The 14,053-nt window shown below is 69.7% G+C and carries 12 protein-coding genes; 8 read left to right on the top strand and 4 right to left on the bottom strand.

Annotation, left to right across the window (positions count from 1 at the left end):
* Nucleotides 1–74: 74 nt before the first annotated feature.
* On the bottom strand, nucleotides 75–263 hold the full coding sequence (locus tag J7I97_RS30530) for a hypothetical protein (RefSeq protein ID WP_214941324.1): 189 nt from the start codon (nucleotides 261–263) through the stop codon (nucleotides 75–77).
* Between the two features lie 59 nt (nucleotides 264–322).
* On the opposite strand from J7I97_RS30530, the gene J7I97_RS30525 reads away from it, so the two are divergent.
* A complete protein-coding gene (locus tag J7I97_RS30525) occupies nucleotides 323–1,120 on the top strand; it encodes a maleylpyruvate isomerase family mycothiol-dependent enzyme (protein ID WP_214941321.1) in 798 nt (265 codons plus the stop codon).
* Nucleotides 1,121–1,561: 441 nt separating this feature from the next.
* Here J7I97_RS30525 and J7I97_RS30520 read toward each other — a convergent pair whose 3' ends face one another.
* A complete protein-coding gene (locus J7I97_RS30520) occupies nucleotides 1,562–2,602 on the bottom strand; it encodes a hypothetical protein (protein WP_214941318.1) in 1,041 nt (346 codons plus the stop codon).
* 89 nt (nucleotides 2,603–2,691) lie between these two features.
* Nucleotides 2,692–3,540 (bottom strand): hypothetical protein, encoded by an 849-nt coding sequence (locus J7I97_RS30515; RefSeq protein WP_374195528.1) that lies wholly within the window; start codon nucleotides 3,538–3,540, stop codon nucleotides 2,692–2,694.
* Between the two features lie 350 nt (nucleotides 3,541–3,890).
* Here J7I97_RS30515 and J7I97_RS30510 point away from each other — a divergent pair, with 350 nt between their 5' ends.
* From J7I97_RS30510 to J7I97_RS30490, 5 genes are all read left to right on the top strand, one after another.
* Nucleotides 3,891–4,028 carry a hypothetical protein gene (locus J7I97_RS30510; RefSeq protein ID WP_214941316.1) on the top strand — a complete coding sequence of 46 codons (138 nt, stop codon included), beginning with the start codon at nucleotides 3,891–3,893 and terminating at the stop codon, nucleotides 4,026–4,028.
* An 87-nt stretch (nucleotides 4,029–4,115) separates the two neighbouring features.
* Nucleotides 4,116–5,132, top strand: a complete 1,017-nt coding sequence (locus J7I97_RS30505; RefSeq protein WP_251059305.1) for a M4 family metallopeptidase — start codon at nucleotides 4,116–4,118, stop codon at nucleotides 5,130–5,132.
* A gap of 135 nt (nucleotides 5,133–5,267) precedes the next feature.
* Entirely contained in the window at nucleotides 5,268–6,827 is a 1,560-nt protein-coding gene (locus tag J7I97_RS30500) for an alpha/beta hydrolase (protein WP_214941310.1), read from the top strand.
* A 40-nt stretch (nucleotides 6,828–6,867) separates the two neighbouring features.
* Nucleotides 6,868–8,109: a cytochrome P450 gene (locus tag J7I97_RS30495; protein WP_214941307.1), complete on the top strand. Its 1,242-nt coding sequence runs from the start codon at nucleotides 6,868–6,870 to the stop codon at nucleotides 8,107–8,109.
* A 287-nt stretch (nucleotides 8,110–8,396) separates the two neighbouring features.
* The gene (locus J7I97_RS30490; RefSeq protein WP_251049854.1) at nucleotides 8,397–8,816 is read left to right on the top strand and encodes an NlpC/P60 family protein; all 420 of its coding nucleotides are present in this window, start codon (nucleotides 8,397–8,399) and stop codon (nucleotides 8,814–8,816) included.
* A gap of 102 nt (nucleotides 8,817–8,918) precedes the next feature.
* Here the strand turns inward: J7I97_RS30490 and J7I97_RS30485 are convergent, their stop codons facing one another.
* A complete protein-coding gene (locus J7I97_RS30485) occupies nucleotides 8,919–12,092 on the bottom strand; it encodes a hypothetical protein (RefSeq protein WP_214941304.1) in 3,174 nt (1,057 codons plus the stop codon).
* Between the two features lie 258 nt (nucleotides 12,093–12,350).
* Between J7I97_RS30485 and J7I97_RS30480 the strand changes: the two genes are divergently transcribed.
* Entirely contained in the window at nucleotides 12,351–13,601 is a 1,251-nt protein-coding gene (locus tag J7I97_RS30480) for a phospholipase D-like domain-containing protein (protein WP_308369329.1), read from the top strand.
* A 183-nt stretch (nucleotides 13,602–13,784) separates the two neighbouring features.
* Complete coding sequence (locus J7I97_RS30475; RefSeq protein ID WP_214941301.1) at nucleotides 13,785–13,967, top strand: hypothetical protein; 183 nt, start codon at nucleotides 13,785–13,787, stop codon at nucleotides 13,965–13,967.
* Nucleotides 13,968–14,053: the final 86 nt, after the last annotated feature.

Raw genomic sequence — 14,053 nt, 5'->3', positions numbered from 1 at the left:
CGCTCTCCCCCGCGACCAGGACATGAACTCCCGACCCGACCGGTCCTCCCCCGCCGTCGTGACCTCCGCGTCCATCACATCGAGCGGCAGCATGACCGCGCGCACCGGGTGGACGTCACGTCGCCGAGGTGCCCGGCCGCGCGGCGACGCCAGAGCACCCACAGGCCCGACGCCGGGCGTACCGCCACCACCAGCGTCCTCGCAGCAGTGCGCAGCTTGTCACCCGAGCGGTGGGAGGCGAGGACGACGTCCGCAATGGCCAACCGGCGGCGACTGTGAAAATCGCTGTCCGATCACCGGAGCACGGTGATAGACATCCGGCGTGGAAAAGAATCTTGAGTTCCCTGACCTGCTGCGACTGATCGATGAACGGTCGACCGCCTTCCGCGCCGCGGTCGCCTCCGCGCCCAGTCTCGACGCACAGGTGCCGACCTGCCCCGAGTGGACGCTGTTCGATCTGGTGAAGCACCTGGGTGGGGGAGACCGTTTCTGGGCCGCCATCCTCGGCGCGGGGCCTGCCGACGCTCCCCCGGCCGAGGCCACCGCTGCGCGCGCCGCTCTGGAAGTGCCGCGGGAGCGTGAGGCCCTGCTGGCCTGGATGGCCGCGTCGACGCAGCTTCTGCTGAGCGCCCTGCGGGAGGCGGGCCCGGACGCCGGCTGCTGGGCGTGGTGGAGTGCCCTGCAGACGCCGCGGACCTCTGGCGGAGTCGCCCGGCACCGGGTCCAGGAGAGCGCGGTGCACACCTACGACGCCCAGCTCGCCGCGGGCGCCCCGCAGCCGCTGCCGGCCGAGGTCGCCCTCGACGGTGTCGAGGAGTTCCTGTTCACCTGCGTCGCGACGCCCAGCGCCTGGCCGCACAAGCCCACGGCCTTCGACTTCCAGACCGCCGAGGGCCGCTCCTGGCGCCTCACGGTCGACGGCGACGGCGCACGCTCCACCCGCATCCCCGCGCCCACTGCCGCGACCGGCGAGGACTCGGACGCAGCCGGCGCCTCCATCCATGGCACGGCCAGTGAGTTGGTCCTCTACTTGTACGACCGTATCCCGGCCGACTCCTTGCACGTTGACGGAGACGCAGGGCTGCTCGACCTGCTCCGCGTCTGGGAGCCGGAGGAGTAGGACGTAGCGGGGGCGGTTGGCCGCGCCTCGAGCCGGTAGGACACGACTCTTCGCCAGGTTCGTCAGTCGCGGCACCGGGCTCAAACCCGCGAGGCGGCCTCGGGGCGTCACCAAGCCGACCGTCTACCTGGTCAGAGCTCGAACTCACGACCTCCGCACGATCAGAGACGAGTACATCGACAGCCGGGCAACCGCCGACCGGCTCGCTCTCCGTATCCAGCGAGCCGGCGGTTCTGCGTCGAGGCCGACCCCTGGCCGCGCTCCTGGTCCCACGAACCCGCCAGATGATCATTTGTCAGGTAGGCCATAGGTAGCTGTTCTCCTCCCCAACCCGCTCAGCGGCGACCTCCGCTCTCGCCATCGGTGTACCCACCGCCTGTTCCAGCGTGGGGCACTACCGCGAGCGGGTCTGGCCAACACCCGAGTACCGGGTGGGGAAATTCAAAGAGCCCCATCAACGGGTCGGCCGCCGGGTTGCGGCCGACCGGTCCGGCTGGGTCGGACAGCAGGTTTCACGGCCCGCCGCCGGAGAGCGGCCCTATCGGCGAGGCCGGTTCGGGTCGACCCGGGCCCGCACGCGCAGGGTCGTGATGTTTCGCGCGGCCGGTAGACCCTGCCGTGGCAGGCCGCCGCCCGGTCCAGGTCCACGTACTGCCACATCTCAGCGGCGGCGTCCACGTCGACCCAGGTCTCCCGCGCCTTCTTACCCTTGGTGATCTGGGCTGACAGCGGGAACGGCAGCGGCAGCGTCGTCTGCCGGGTCGGCAGAGTCGGCAACTCGTAGGTGAGTAGATGCGTGAACTCCTGTGCGCGCAGCCCACTGGACACCACCAGCTTCGCCATCGCGGCGTTGCGCCCCACCTGGCGGCCCCGGAAGGTGTCCGGTACGCCGCCGGGCCCCAGACCCGCCAGAGCCCAGAGGAACAACTGAAGGAAGTCGTCCTCCAGGTACGACAACGTCGCGTGCGGCTTCGGGGCCCGCAGCGTCGCCATGTTGCGGCGGGTCTCCACGGGGCCGGCCTCGGTAAAACGCCGGACCAGGGCATACGTGAACGGCACCGCCGTGCAGAAGCCCTCCTCGACAGCCCACTGGTAGAACCGCGCCACTGGGTTCACGTTCTGGTTCCACGTGCTCACGTCCCAACGGGCCGAGAGCGGACCGGAAAGGCGGTACTCGGAGAAGCTGCTGAGGGCCGCACGCAGGGTCTCGCGGTCCTCGAACGGATGGACCCCGACCTCAGCCAGGTGCTCCAGCCAGGGCTTCATCGCTTGCGCATAGGTCTTCCAGGTCTTCTGGGCCGGGGCGCCATCCAGCGGGAGGTTCTGCAACCACAGGTTCACCGCCACCGTGGGACGGGCCACACCGGCTTCCTCGAACAGCAGGTCATCGTCGATGAGTACGGGCATGCCCTCACGTACGAGCGGCTTCGAAGGACGACCCCAGCTCTCCCAGCCTTCGCGGGAGAAGTAGATCAGGTGCATGGGTGGCACCGTAGGAGTGCGACGCAGCAGAGTGCAAGAACTATTGACAATCCTAGGAGTGCCGAGGCAGAGCCAATGAGACATGCCAACTAAGCAGAGATAACGCCGGCCTTCCACACCGTGACGGTGTCGCCGATCATCATGCCGCTGTCGCGGATGAAGGCCGGGTTGTGGAGCGTGGCGTACTGCACGATGCTGCCGTCGACCTCGATCCGCTCGAGGACGGCGCGCGGGGCGATGATGCCGGTGCGCCCGACGTTCCACTCCACCCCGACGAGCTTGGTCTGCCGTTCCACCGCGGGCAGCTTGTAGGCGATCGCCCAGTGCGGGTGGCGGGTGGCGAAGCCCGCCTTGGCCTGCTCGGCGGCGTCGTCCGCCTTGATGACCACGCCGTCGATTCCGAAGGGCAGGCCGGGGCGGAGGGCGGCGATCTCCTCGACCCTGCCCTGGACTTCCTCCAGCGTCGCGCAGACGACCAGGCCCGCCGCGCTCGCCGCGGTGGTCTGCACGCCCGCCTCCGCCAGCCCGGCCATCACGGCCGCGTGCCCGCCGCCCAGGCTGAACGGCCAGTCCTCTTCGGCGGCTACGGCCCCGTAGGCGAAGAACGTCATATCGATCACGTAGGGGCGCTCCTTGGCCCGCAGGGTGCCGGCCGTGCCGTTGCGCGGGTTGGAGAACGGCTTGGCCCCGTGGGCCCGGCGGATCTCGTTGGCCCGGGTGAACTGCTCGTGCGTCATCAGGACTTCACCGCGCACCTCGACGGTGGCGGCCACGGCCAGCTGCGCGGGCAGGCCGGTGATGCTGCCTATGGCGTGGGAGATGTCCTCGCCGTGCGCGCCGTCGCCGCGGGTGATGAGCTGGGCCAGCCGGCCGTCCCGGTAGCGGGCGGCGATCGCCGCGCCGTCGAGCTTCGGCTCGACCGCGTACCCGCCGGCCACCGGGGCGCCGAGTCGCCGCGTCGCCGCGTCGCCGCGTCAGCGAGGCCTCCCACTTGATCAGCTCGGAGGCGTCGAAGACGTTGTCCAGGGAGAGCATGGGAGCGCTGTGCGCTATGTCGCCGACCGGCGCCGCGCCGCCGCCGACCTTTCCCGTGGGCGAGTCCGGGCGGACCTGCTCGGGGTGCTCCGTCTCGTACTCCGTGATCTGGCGGGCCAGCAGGTCGTACGAGGCGTCGTCGAGATCGGAGTCCCCGGCGCCGTAGTAGGCGGCGGATGCGGCAAGGGCTCTGTCCACCGCCGCGTCGTAGTCGTCACGGGTGGCCACAGGTGCGGAGATCACGGTCGTCGTCATGTCCTTGATCCTCGCGCACGGCACTGACAACGCCGCTCCGCCGAAGCCGTTCCGCAGGTACCCGGGCACCGGTCTCGGAGGCGGCGGCGGAGACTCGGTCGCGGGTCTGGTCAAGACGGGTGGCGGTACGCAATGATCACGGCCGCACCACGCCCCTACCCACTGTCCGGCACACCGCATCCCATATCGGAGGATGTCTATGCTTCGCCGCACACCCCGCGGCTTGACCGCCGCGGCCACCGCCACCGTGGCCCTGCTCTCCCTGAGCGGAACGGCCTCGGCCTCGGCCCCCGCGCCGGCCCTGCCCCAGGCTCGGGTGTTCATGGTCAACCCCGTCCAGTCCTCGGGCGACCAGACGCTCACCGACGGCAAGGACGGCGCCGACGCCGTGCCCGCCTCCGCCTATGCCACCGCCTCCCTGCGCAATCTGGACGGCAGTGGCGGACTGTCCGGCAAGTGGGCGTACGTCAGATCGGACACCGGCGCCTCGGCGAAGACCGCGGACGCCGGCTCCTACACGCGCGCCGACGACCAGTTCGAGCAGGTCATGGCCTACTTCTGGGTCAATGAGGCACAGGAGTACCTCCAGGGCCTGGGCTTCGGCAGCGAGCTGCCGGGAGCCAACAACCGGGCCCAGGCGGTCCGTATCAACCAGTGGGGCGCCGACAACTCCTTCTTCACTGACAAGAAGGCGGAGATCCGCTTCGGCAAGGGTGGTGTCGACGACGCCGAGGACGCCGAGGTGATCGTTCACGAGTACGGGCACGCGGTGCACAACGCGCAGGTCCCGGGCTTCGGCACCTCTCCCGAGGCCGGTGCGATAGGCGAGGCCTTCGGGGACTACCTGGCCGTCGAGGTCGGTGCCCATGCGGACAGCACGTACGGGTGGCCGCGCAACGCGGACCTGGCGTGCGTCGCCGACTGGGACTCCGTCACCTACAGCGCCGCCCCGCACTGCCTGCGCCGCATCGACGGCAACAAGGTCTACGCGGACCGGGTCGGCGAGGTCCACGCCGACGGCGAGATCTGGTCCCGCGCCCTCTTCGACATCCGCGGCGCCCTGGGCGCGCGAACCGCCGACCGCATCATCGTCAACGCGCAGTTCGGCTTCGCACCCGACACCAGTTTCCGGGACGCGGCGCTCACGACGATCGCCACGGCGCAGCGTATGTACGGCACGGGTGCCGCGGACGCGGTGCGCAACGCGTTCAAGGCCCGTCAGATCCCCGGAATCCAGTAGGTCCCGGCCGCGTGACGGCGGTTGCGGGGTGGCACTGGTGCCACCCCGCAACCGGATGCCAGGGATATCGCAGGGCAGGTGCCCTCCGCGCGACGATCGAGGCGACCGAAATGATCGAAGCGGGGAGACAGCGACATGCCCTTGTTCAAGAAACCGACCCGGTGGGCCGCGGCCGCCGCGTGCGCACTGGCTGCGGTGGCGGCCCTGCCCACCGTCCCGGCGGGGGCCGCGACCGCGGCGGGGGCTCCGCCCGTGCCGGAGCGGTACCGGCACCAGCGGCTCGACTGGCATCCGTGTGCGTCCGGTTCGCTGGAGTGCGCCACGATGGCCGTGCCCCGCGACTGGTACCACCCTGACGCCGGACCGGACTTCAGGATCGAGGTGTCCCGGCGGCACGCCGCGGACGCGTCGAAGCGCCGCGGGGTGCTGATGATGGCGGCGGGTGGTCCCGGGGCGTCGGGGCTGGGCCGCCCGGCGCGCCTTGCCTCGTACAGCCCGAAGTTGGCGGAGGCGTACGACATCGTCAGCTTCGACCAGCGCGGTGTGGGCGCGAGTACCCGCATCGTCTGCTCGGACCAGGACACGGTCGACGCGTTCTTCGGCAGCGGCGATCTGCGCGACCGGTCCGGGGCGGCCGTGCGGCAGACCTTCGACCGGGCCCGCGGCTTCGTCCGCGACTGCGTACGCAATTCGGGCGGCCTGCTGCCGTACATCACCACCGATCAGGCCGTGCACGACATGGATCTGTACCGGGAGTTGCTCGGAGAGGAGAGAATCTCCTACTTCGGACCCTCCTACGCCACATTCCTCGGGGCGTATTACGCCACCGAGTTCCCCCGTCGCGTGGAACGGGTCGTTCTCGACAGCAATATCGACTTCACCGGAACCTGGCAGTCGTTCCTCACGGGACAGCCGTTGAGTTTCCAGCGGAGGTTCGAGCAGGATTTCCTGCCATGGCTGGCGAAGAACGACACGACGTATCACCAGGGCCGCACCCCTGCCGAGGCCAAGGCGAATTACGAGCGGCTGCGGGCCGCCCTGCACGACCACCCGCTCGACATCGACGGGACGGTCATCACCCCCAATCACCTTGATGCGGCGGCGACGGACGCGATATACAACGCGCGGCAGTTCGGGGGTCTGGCGGCGCTCCTCGGGGTGCTCGCGCATCCCGACGAGGCCCCCGCGGAGACGAGGGCGGCCGTCGCGCGGAGCTTCAGGCACCTCATGGAGGCCAATTTCTTCGCCGACTTCTTCGCGGTCACCTGCGGCGACACCCCGTGGAACCGCGACAGCCGCTATTGGGTGGAGCAGAGCGCGGAAGCCACGTACGACCATCCGCTCGCTGGGGCAAGGGAGTTGACGTTCGCGTCCATCTGCGCGAACTGGCCGCGGTCGAAGGCGCCTCGCATCAAGGTGACCGGCGAGGGACTGCCACCGGTGCTGATGCTCAACTCGACGAACGATCCGGCGACTTATTACGAGGCCGCCGTGCGCGCCCACCGGGGCCTGGCCGGCTCGCGCCTGATCACCGTGAACGGCGGCGACCACGGCCAGTTCCAGAACGACAACGCGTGCGTGGACGCCCACGTCGAGGCCTACCTCCTCAACGGAACACTGCCGGCCGGGGACACCGGCTGCCCGGGCGCGCCGGTTCCGGACCCCACTCCTCCGCACGGCGGCCCTGCCAGGTGAGCCCGGGAACAAGCTTGCACACCACACGTGTTGTCCGGGGATGACTCCGTTCCAGCCCATCGCCCCGCTCGTTCTCGACCCCGCCGGCTCCGACCGGCACGCGGAACACCGGCTGCTGCGCGCCCAAGGGTCCGCGTCCCGCGTCGACGTCCTGGGCGTGACCGCGTGGGCCGTCACCGACCCCGCCCTCCTCAAGCAGCTCCTCACCAGCCCGGACGTGTCCAAGGACGCCCGAGCGCACTGGCCGGAGTTCGATCAGGCCGTCCAGACGTGGCCGCTCGCCCTATGGGTCGCGGTGAACAACATGTTCACCGCCTACGGCGCCGACCACCGCCGGCTCCGGCGGATGGTCGCTCCCGCGTTCAGCGCGCGCCGTGTCGCCTCGCTCCGGACCACCGTCGAGGCCATCGTCACCAGCCTGCTGGACGAGCTCGCGGCCGTCCCGCCCGGCGAGGTGGCTGACCTGCGTGAGCGGCTCGCCTACCCGATGCCCATCGCGGTCATCGGCCACCTCATGGGCGTCCCCAACGAGCAGCGCGCCGCCTTCCGTTCACTCGTCGACGGCGTCTTCGACACCACCCTCACCCCCGAGCAGGCCACCGCGAACACGGTTCAGCTCTACGGCGTCCTCGACCGGCTCATCGTCACCAAACGCGCCACACCCGGCGAGGACATGACCTCCCTCCTCATCGCCGCCCGCGATGAGGAGGGCGACGGCTCCGCACTGTCCGACGCCGAGCTGCGCGACACCCTGCTGCTGATGATCAGCGCCGGTTACGAGACGACGGTCAACGTCATCGACCAGGCCATCACCGCCCTGTTCGCGCACCCCGAGCAGCTGGAGCGCGTCCGTGTCGGCCGGATCGGCTGGAGTGAGGTCGTCGAGGAGACCCTGCGCCACGAGCCGGCCGTCAAGCATCTGCCGATACGCTTCGCCGTCGCCGACATCCCGCTGCCCGACGGGCAGACGATCGCCAAAGGTGAGCCGATCCTGGCCTCTTACGCCGCCGCCAACCGCCACCCCGACTGGCACGGCCCGGACGCAGACACCTTCGACGTCACGAGGGTCACGAAGGACCACCTCGCCTTCGGGCACGGCGTCCATTTCTGCCTGGGCGCGCCCCTGGCCCGCCTTGAAGTCGTGTCCGTCCTCAAGGGGCTCTTCGACCGCTTCCCGGCCATCGAACTGGCGGTGCCGGCCGACGAACTGGAGCCCGTCGCCTCCCTGATCAGCAACGGCCACCGGACCCTGCCCGTTCGCCTCCGCCCGGCGATCGCCTGAGTAAAACCCGCATAGCTACCGGAACATAGCGATTAAATATTATCTCGGATGATTTTGCACAATCGAGACAATCTTCAACGTGTCCAATCGAGATAAATGCGGACTCATCGGAGAAGACTGATCGGCCATCGAGAGCCAACACGCATGTGATCGAGAACAGCAACTAAGCAGCTCACAAGTCGCTGATCCTGTACTTGAATGCGGAGGTATCACGATTGCCCCACTCCAGGACGGACAACCGAAAACCCACAAGAATCCAACTACCGAATCCCTGCTCCCCCAGATCGCTGGCCCTCTTGCTCATCATCTCTCTTGCCTCGGTGGCCGGGCCCGTCACTCCCGCCGACGCGGCCTCGCCGTACGGCGTCAAAGCCGTCGCCGTGGCCGCCTCCAAACGGGGCGCGCCCTATGCCTACGGCGCTACCGGACCCAAGAGGTTCGACTGCTCGGGTCTCACGCTCTACGCCTTCCGAAAAGCCGGCCGGCGGCTTCCACGGACCGCCGACGAGCAGTACGACCACACGAGCCACATTTCGCGGAAACAGCGCGCGCCAGGCGATCTGGTCTTCTTCCCCAGAGGCGCGACCATAGTCCACGTCGGCATCTACGCAGGCCACGACAGGATTTGGCATGCCCCACGCCCGGGAACCCGCGTCCGGCTGGAACGGATCTGGAGTGGAAACGTCCGCTACAGCCGCGCGAGCTGAGCAGAGCAGGTACGGGCAGGGATCCCCTGCCCGTACCTGCGCTGGTCCGAGGCGGTTACCGCGGTGCGGCCGAGGCCGCGGCGGCCGCTGTCACGGTCACGGTCACGCCTTGCAGAGCTGCGCGACGTCGCTGAGCTGCCCGCTCAGGGTGAAGCCCGTGCCCGTCCCCTTGTCCCGCAGCTTGGCGAGCTGGTCTTCGAGGTCGGCCTGGGCGCTTTGGGAGAGGACCCAGCCCAGAGGAGCCTGCGCCCCGGGGCCCCGTACGTTGGCGAAGCGGAGGTAGTTCGGACAGCCGAACGCCTTGAAGGCGCGCTGCCGTGCGTTGGCGTCCTTCGTGTTCCCTACGGCGGCCTGGGCCTTGGGCGGTACCACCAGTTCCGGTGTGCGGCCTGACGGGGAGGCCGTGCCCACGGCGTTGTAGCCATTGTCGATCTGGACCAGCACCGCTTGTACCTGTCTGCGGGGTGCGCCCGCACCGGCCACGCACCGGTCCGTGGGGCGGGCGCCCGCCGCCAGCCGGTTGTGGCAGGCGATCTCCTCGTTCAGGGCTTCCAGGAGGTCGGTGGCGGTCAGGCTGCCGGTGGCTTCGACGTAGCCGCCGTCGACCACGGACACGGGCGTGTCTTTGGAGGCACAGGGCTCACCGGGGGCCGTGAGCCGGCCCGACGGTGTGATGTAGGGGAATCGGGCGGAGAGCAGCGCGGCCGTGGACCGTCTGACGTCCTGCGTGCCGCACAGGAACGCCCCGCGCAGGTCCAGCAGGGTCGGCCCGCCCACCGCCTCGCTCTTCCGCCCTTCCGGCCGGCGGGCGCAGGAGGCGGCCCCGGCGGGCTGGTCGAACGCGCCGAGCTGCACGGGTGCGGTCAGCACGCGGCACCCGCTCTCGGCGGCCGTTCCGTTGAGCAGCGCCAGCGGGGTCCAAGAGCCGCTTCCGGTACCCACACCGGAAGCGGCACCGGCACCTCCGCCGCTGCCCAGCCACGTCTCGTAGAACGGCAGCTTCAGCTCCGGCTGGCGCCGCTCCCAGGACTGTTCCAGGACGGCCGCCCGGTCCTTGCCCTCGAAGCCGATGAAGGCGCGCGGCAAGTCGACGAAGGTCATCCAGGCCAGGGCGCCGGAGAGGTGATCGGCGTCGAAGGCCTTCTTGTTGCTGACGTGGTCCGCACTGCCCGGCGCGGTCTGCGACAACCAGGACACCGCTCCGAGGCTGCCTCCGGAGATGCCGCTCACCGCGAAGACCGGCGCCCGCCCGTCCGAGGGAGTACAGCCGGAACCGTCCGCCGGCCGGCTGACAGGACTGCCGGCGGGGAAGAGCTTGTCCAGTACCGCCCTGGTCCAGTAGGCGGCGCGGATGCCGCCGCCCGACGCGGCGACGATCACGAGGGGCACCGGTGCCTCGGCTCGCGCAGTCGCCGGCCCGCCGGCGGAGGACGCCGTGGTCGCGCAGTTGGCCGATGCCCAGGCCTGGAACGCGTCCTTCAGCTTCACGGAGTCGGCGAGTGCCGGCGCCCCGGCGGCCGGTTTCGTCACCCGTACGTCGTGATGGCCCGCCGAGTCGAACCGCGACGCCATCAGGAACCAGACGAGGAGCAGGACGAACACGGGCGTACGCTCCAGCCCCAGGGCCCGGAATCCCGCCATCGGGGTGGCTCGCTCCGACCAGCGCTGGAGTTCGTTCAGCGCCACGAGCACCACGCACAGGAACATGGTCGCCACGGCCACCGGCCCCATGAACGCCGGCAGGTTCCACGAACAGTCACATACGAGCGTGGCCACGGACGCGAGGACGACGAGGCCGCAGACGCCGGCCAGGACGAAGTAGAGACCGTACCGGCCCTTGTCAGGCGTCGGCGCCTCGGCCCACCCCACGTGCCCTTCCGCCCACTCCAGCAGGCTGGGCAGCACCACACCCGTCGCGGCGCCGAGCAGCCCGAGGATCACGAGCGCGACGGGATTCCTGTGGAGCGGGCCGACGATCGCCGGTGCCACCGCGGACCGGACCGCGAACGTTCCGAGGAGCACCAGCGGCAAGCCTGCCAGCAGCCGTGCGATGGCCCGCAGCCTCGTCCTCCGCAGGCCCGTGATCATGTCGGCGCGCTTGCGAGTCTTCTCCGCCGCCGCCGCGAGTCCCGGATCCCGGCCGCCGCGGAACCTGGACGGCGAGCCCGCGATCAAGCACAGGACGCAGACGAAGACGAGCACGGCACCGAGCCCGAGCAGGTTCCGCGCGAACAGGAAGCCGAGCACCACGAAGACCGCGGCCGCGGCAGCCACCCACAACAGGCGGATCGGTCCGAGCGCCCTGTCCTGCGTCAGGGCGGTCCGGTGGATGCTGCGCCAGAGAAGGAGTGACAGGACGAAGACGGCCACAGGCGTGGCGACGGCCGTGGAAGGACGGTCCAGCAGACCCAGCAGGGCGTCCGGTACCTGGTCCGCCCCCAGGCCTGAGAGGAGCAGCAGAAGAACGGCGGAGACGACGAGTTGGAGCCGCACCACCGGAAGGGTCTCGCGCCAGAGCGGCCACTTCTCAGCCGTGGTGTGCGCCACCAGCACGATCAGCAGCAGCACCGTGAGGATGACAAGGCCCCACTTGACGAGGGCTGCCCCGCCGGCGATCCGGTTCAGGGTGTACACGTCGCCGGGGGTCACGCCGTCCGACGACAGGAGGTACTGGCATGTGTCCTCCACCGCTTCCGCGGCGACGAGGCAGCCGACCAGGACCCAGCCGTGCCACGGCCTCGTGACGCCGAGCAGGCTCAGGCTGGTCGGATGCTGTGACTTCGGGTCTGCGGGGTCGGTGGGGATCCGTCTGGCAAGGACGCGCAGTGCCCTCAAGAGGAGGAGGGAGTACAGCGCGACGAGCGCCACGTCGATCGCGATGTACCAGCGGATCAGGGCGCGGGCCGCTGTCCCGCGCGATGACGGGCTGAGCACCTCGTCGGCGTCTTCGGTGAAGGTGGTCAGGCAGGCGTTCACCCGTGTTTCCGGGTCCGAGGCCACACCCTGGGTATACCGCTGCTTCGGGTGGGGCAGCGCCCGGAACCAGACGCACCAGGCCGTACGTACGTCTCGATCTGCCGCGTCCGAGCCGGGGGCGAGGGTGAACAGGCCGCCCAGCGTCGATGAGGGATGGGCCGGCGCCTCGATCCGGCCCAGTGCGGCGTCCACCTGTCCGGCGGCGCTGAAGAGGATCAGCAGGAGCACGGTGGCGAGCGCCGCACACCGTCCCAGCAGCCACCGCCCCCACGAGATCCGGTCGTTCGATCCTCCGGGCATGGCGGCCTCCCACGACGGCAAGGCACCCATCCTGCCCGCTGTGGATCACCAGGGGTAAGCCGCCGAACGGGTACGACCGGACCGGCCGTCCGCGCGTCGGCGGTCGCCGCCGTGGGCCGGACGCTTCTCCGGGGCGAGAGCGGCGAGCGGGGCGAGATGGACGGCCGGCGCCCCGACCGCAGCCTGCCTGCGTCGCGGGCCGAGCCTCTGCGATATGTTCCAAGATCACATCAACGGACGATCAGATCGGAGCAGGGCGTGCGGATAGGCAAGGCAGCGGGGGCTGGGGCCATCGTGCTGGTGGCCTCATTGCTGGGGGTGCCGGGCGCGGTCGCCGCAGACGACACGGTGGGGCTCACCACGACCTTCAACGACCCGGCCGGGACGACCGCGCAGCAGGACGCGATCCGCAACCAGCTGATCTCCCTGGTCAACCGGACGCCCGCGGGTGCTGAGATCAACGGCTCGATGTACCTGTTCACCGACGGCGGAGTCAGCAACGCACTGATCTCGGCGAAGAACCGCGGCGTCAAGGTAAAGCTCATCGTGGACGGTGACGCCGTTGCGGACGTCGGCGAGAACGGGAAGGCCACCGGCTCGGAGTACTCGACGCTCGCGGCGGCGACCGGCCTGGGCACGGACCTCGGGGCCGACTCGTGGGTGCTGGCCTGCCCGGCCACACGCGGCTGCGTCGGCAACCGGAACCTGGGCGGTGGCGACGACGGCGCCATCAACCACAACAAGTTCCTGCTCTTCTCCAAGGTGGGCAGCACGGACAACGTGGTGTTCCAGACCTCGGCGAACCTCACCACGAGCCAGCGGCGCAACCTCTTCAACAACGCCGTCACCATCCCGGACGCGGGTTCCGGCCTCTACGCGTCCTACCTCGCCTACTGGCAGGACCTGCGGACCTACGGGGCCTCCGGGGACGGCCTGGCCACGTACTACAAGACCACGGACGCCGGCCCGTACAAGACGTACTTCTTTCCCCGGCAGGAGAAGGCCGGCACGACCTACTCCACCGACGCCAGCACCGACACCGTCGTCTCGCTGCTGAACAACGTGGACTGCGCGAGCGGGTCCACCAAGATCAGGATCGGCATGTACGCCTTCACCCGCTCCCAGGTGGCGGACAAGCTGGTGCAGCTCAAGGGCGCCGGCTGCCATGTGGAGCTGCTGCACAACGGGGAGGACGGCAACCTCGGCAGCACCGTCCAGGACACGATCGCCGGGCGACTCGACTACGTCGCGAAGTGCGCGGGCACCGCCACCGACGCCGCCGGTGCCACGCGGGACATCGGCATCCACTCCAAGTACATGCTGATCGAGGGCACATACCTGGGCGGGGCCAACCGCAAGCTGGTCTTCACCGGGAGCCACAACTACACCTACCCGAACCTGCGCTCGCACGACGAGACGCTGCTGAAGATCGACAACGCGTCGGCCTACGACGTCTTCACGGCGAACTTCGAGGCGATCAAGGCGAGCCCGCACTGCACCGCCTGGTAGCCGAGCGTCCGACGAACTGGCCGGACCGCTGATCCGGTCCGGAATCCCGCCGCCGTGCGGCGTACGGGATTCCGGACCCGGCAGTCGCCCGGTTCACCCGAACGGCCCTCCAGGACGGCGCGTGGCCCTCCGGACGGCGATGGTGTGGAAGTAGGTGCTGTCTGTCCTGCACGGGGAGGTGTCATGTACGAGATGCGCATCGGAGTGGCCCACACGGGCACTGGCCTGGTGTGGCACGTCGTCGCCCACGACCGGCCCGGCTCGCTCTGCGGCCAGCCCCTCGAACCAGGGGAGCACGGAGAAACCGACCGGCACTGCCTGCCCTGCATGGCCACGTTCCAACGCTCCATGCAGAACACCCCCTAGAGGGATCCGAGTTCGTCCCCCAGGTCCCGTAGGCCTAGCGAGCCGAGCGAGAGCGCGGCCATGTGCCACCTCCTAATGCTGTTGTC

The organism is Streptomyces sp. ISL-87, from assembly GCF_018614095.1.
GTDB lineage: Bacteria > Actinomycetota > Actinomycetes > Streptomycetales > Streptomycetaceae > Streptomyces.
Note: the sequence above shows the minus strand (reverse complement) of the source record. Positions and strands in the feature narration are given on the sequence as shown.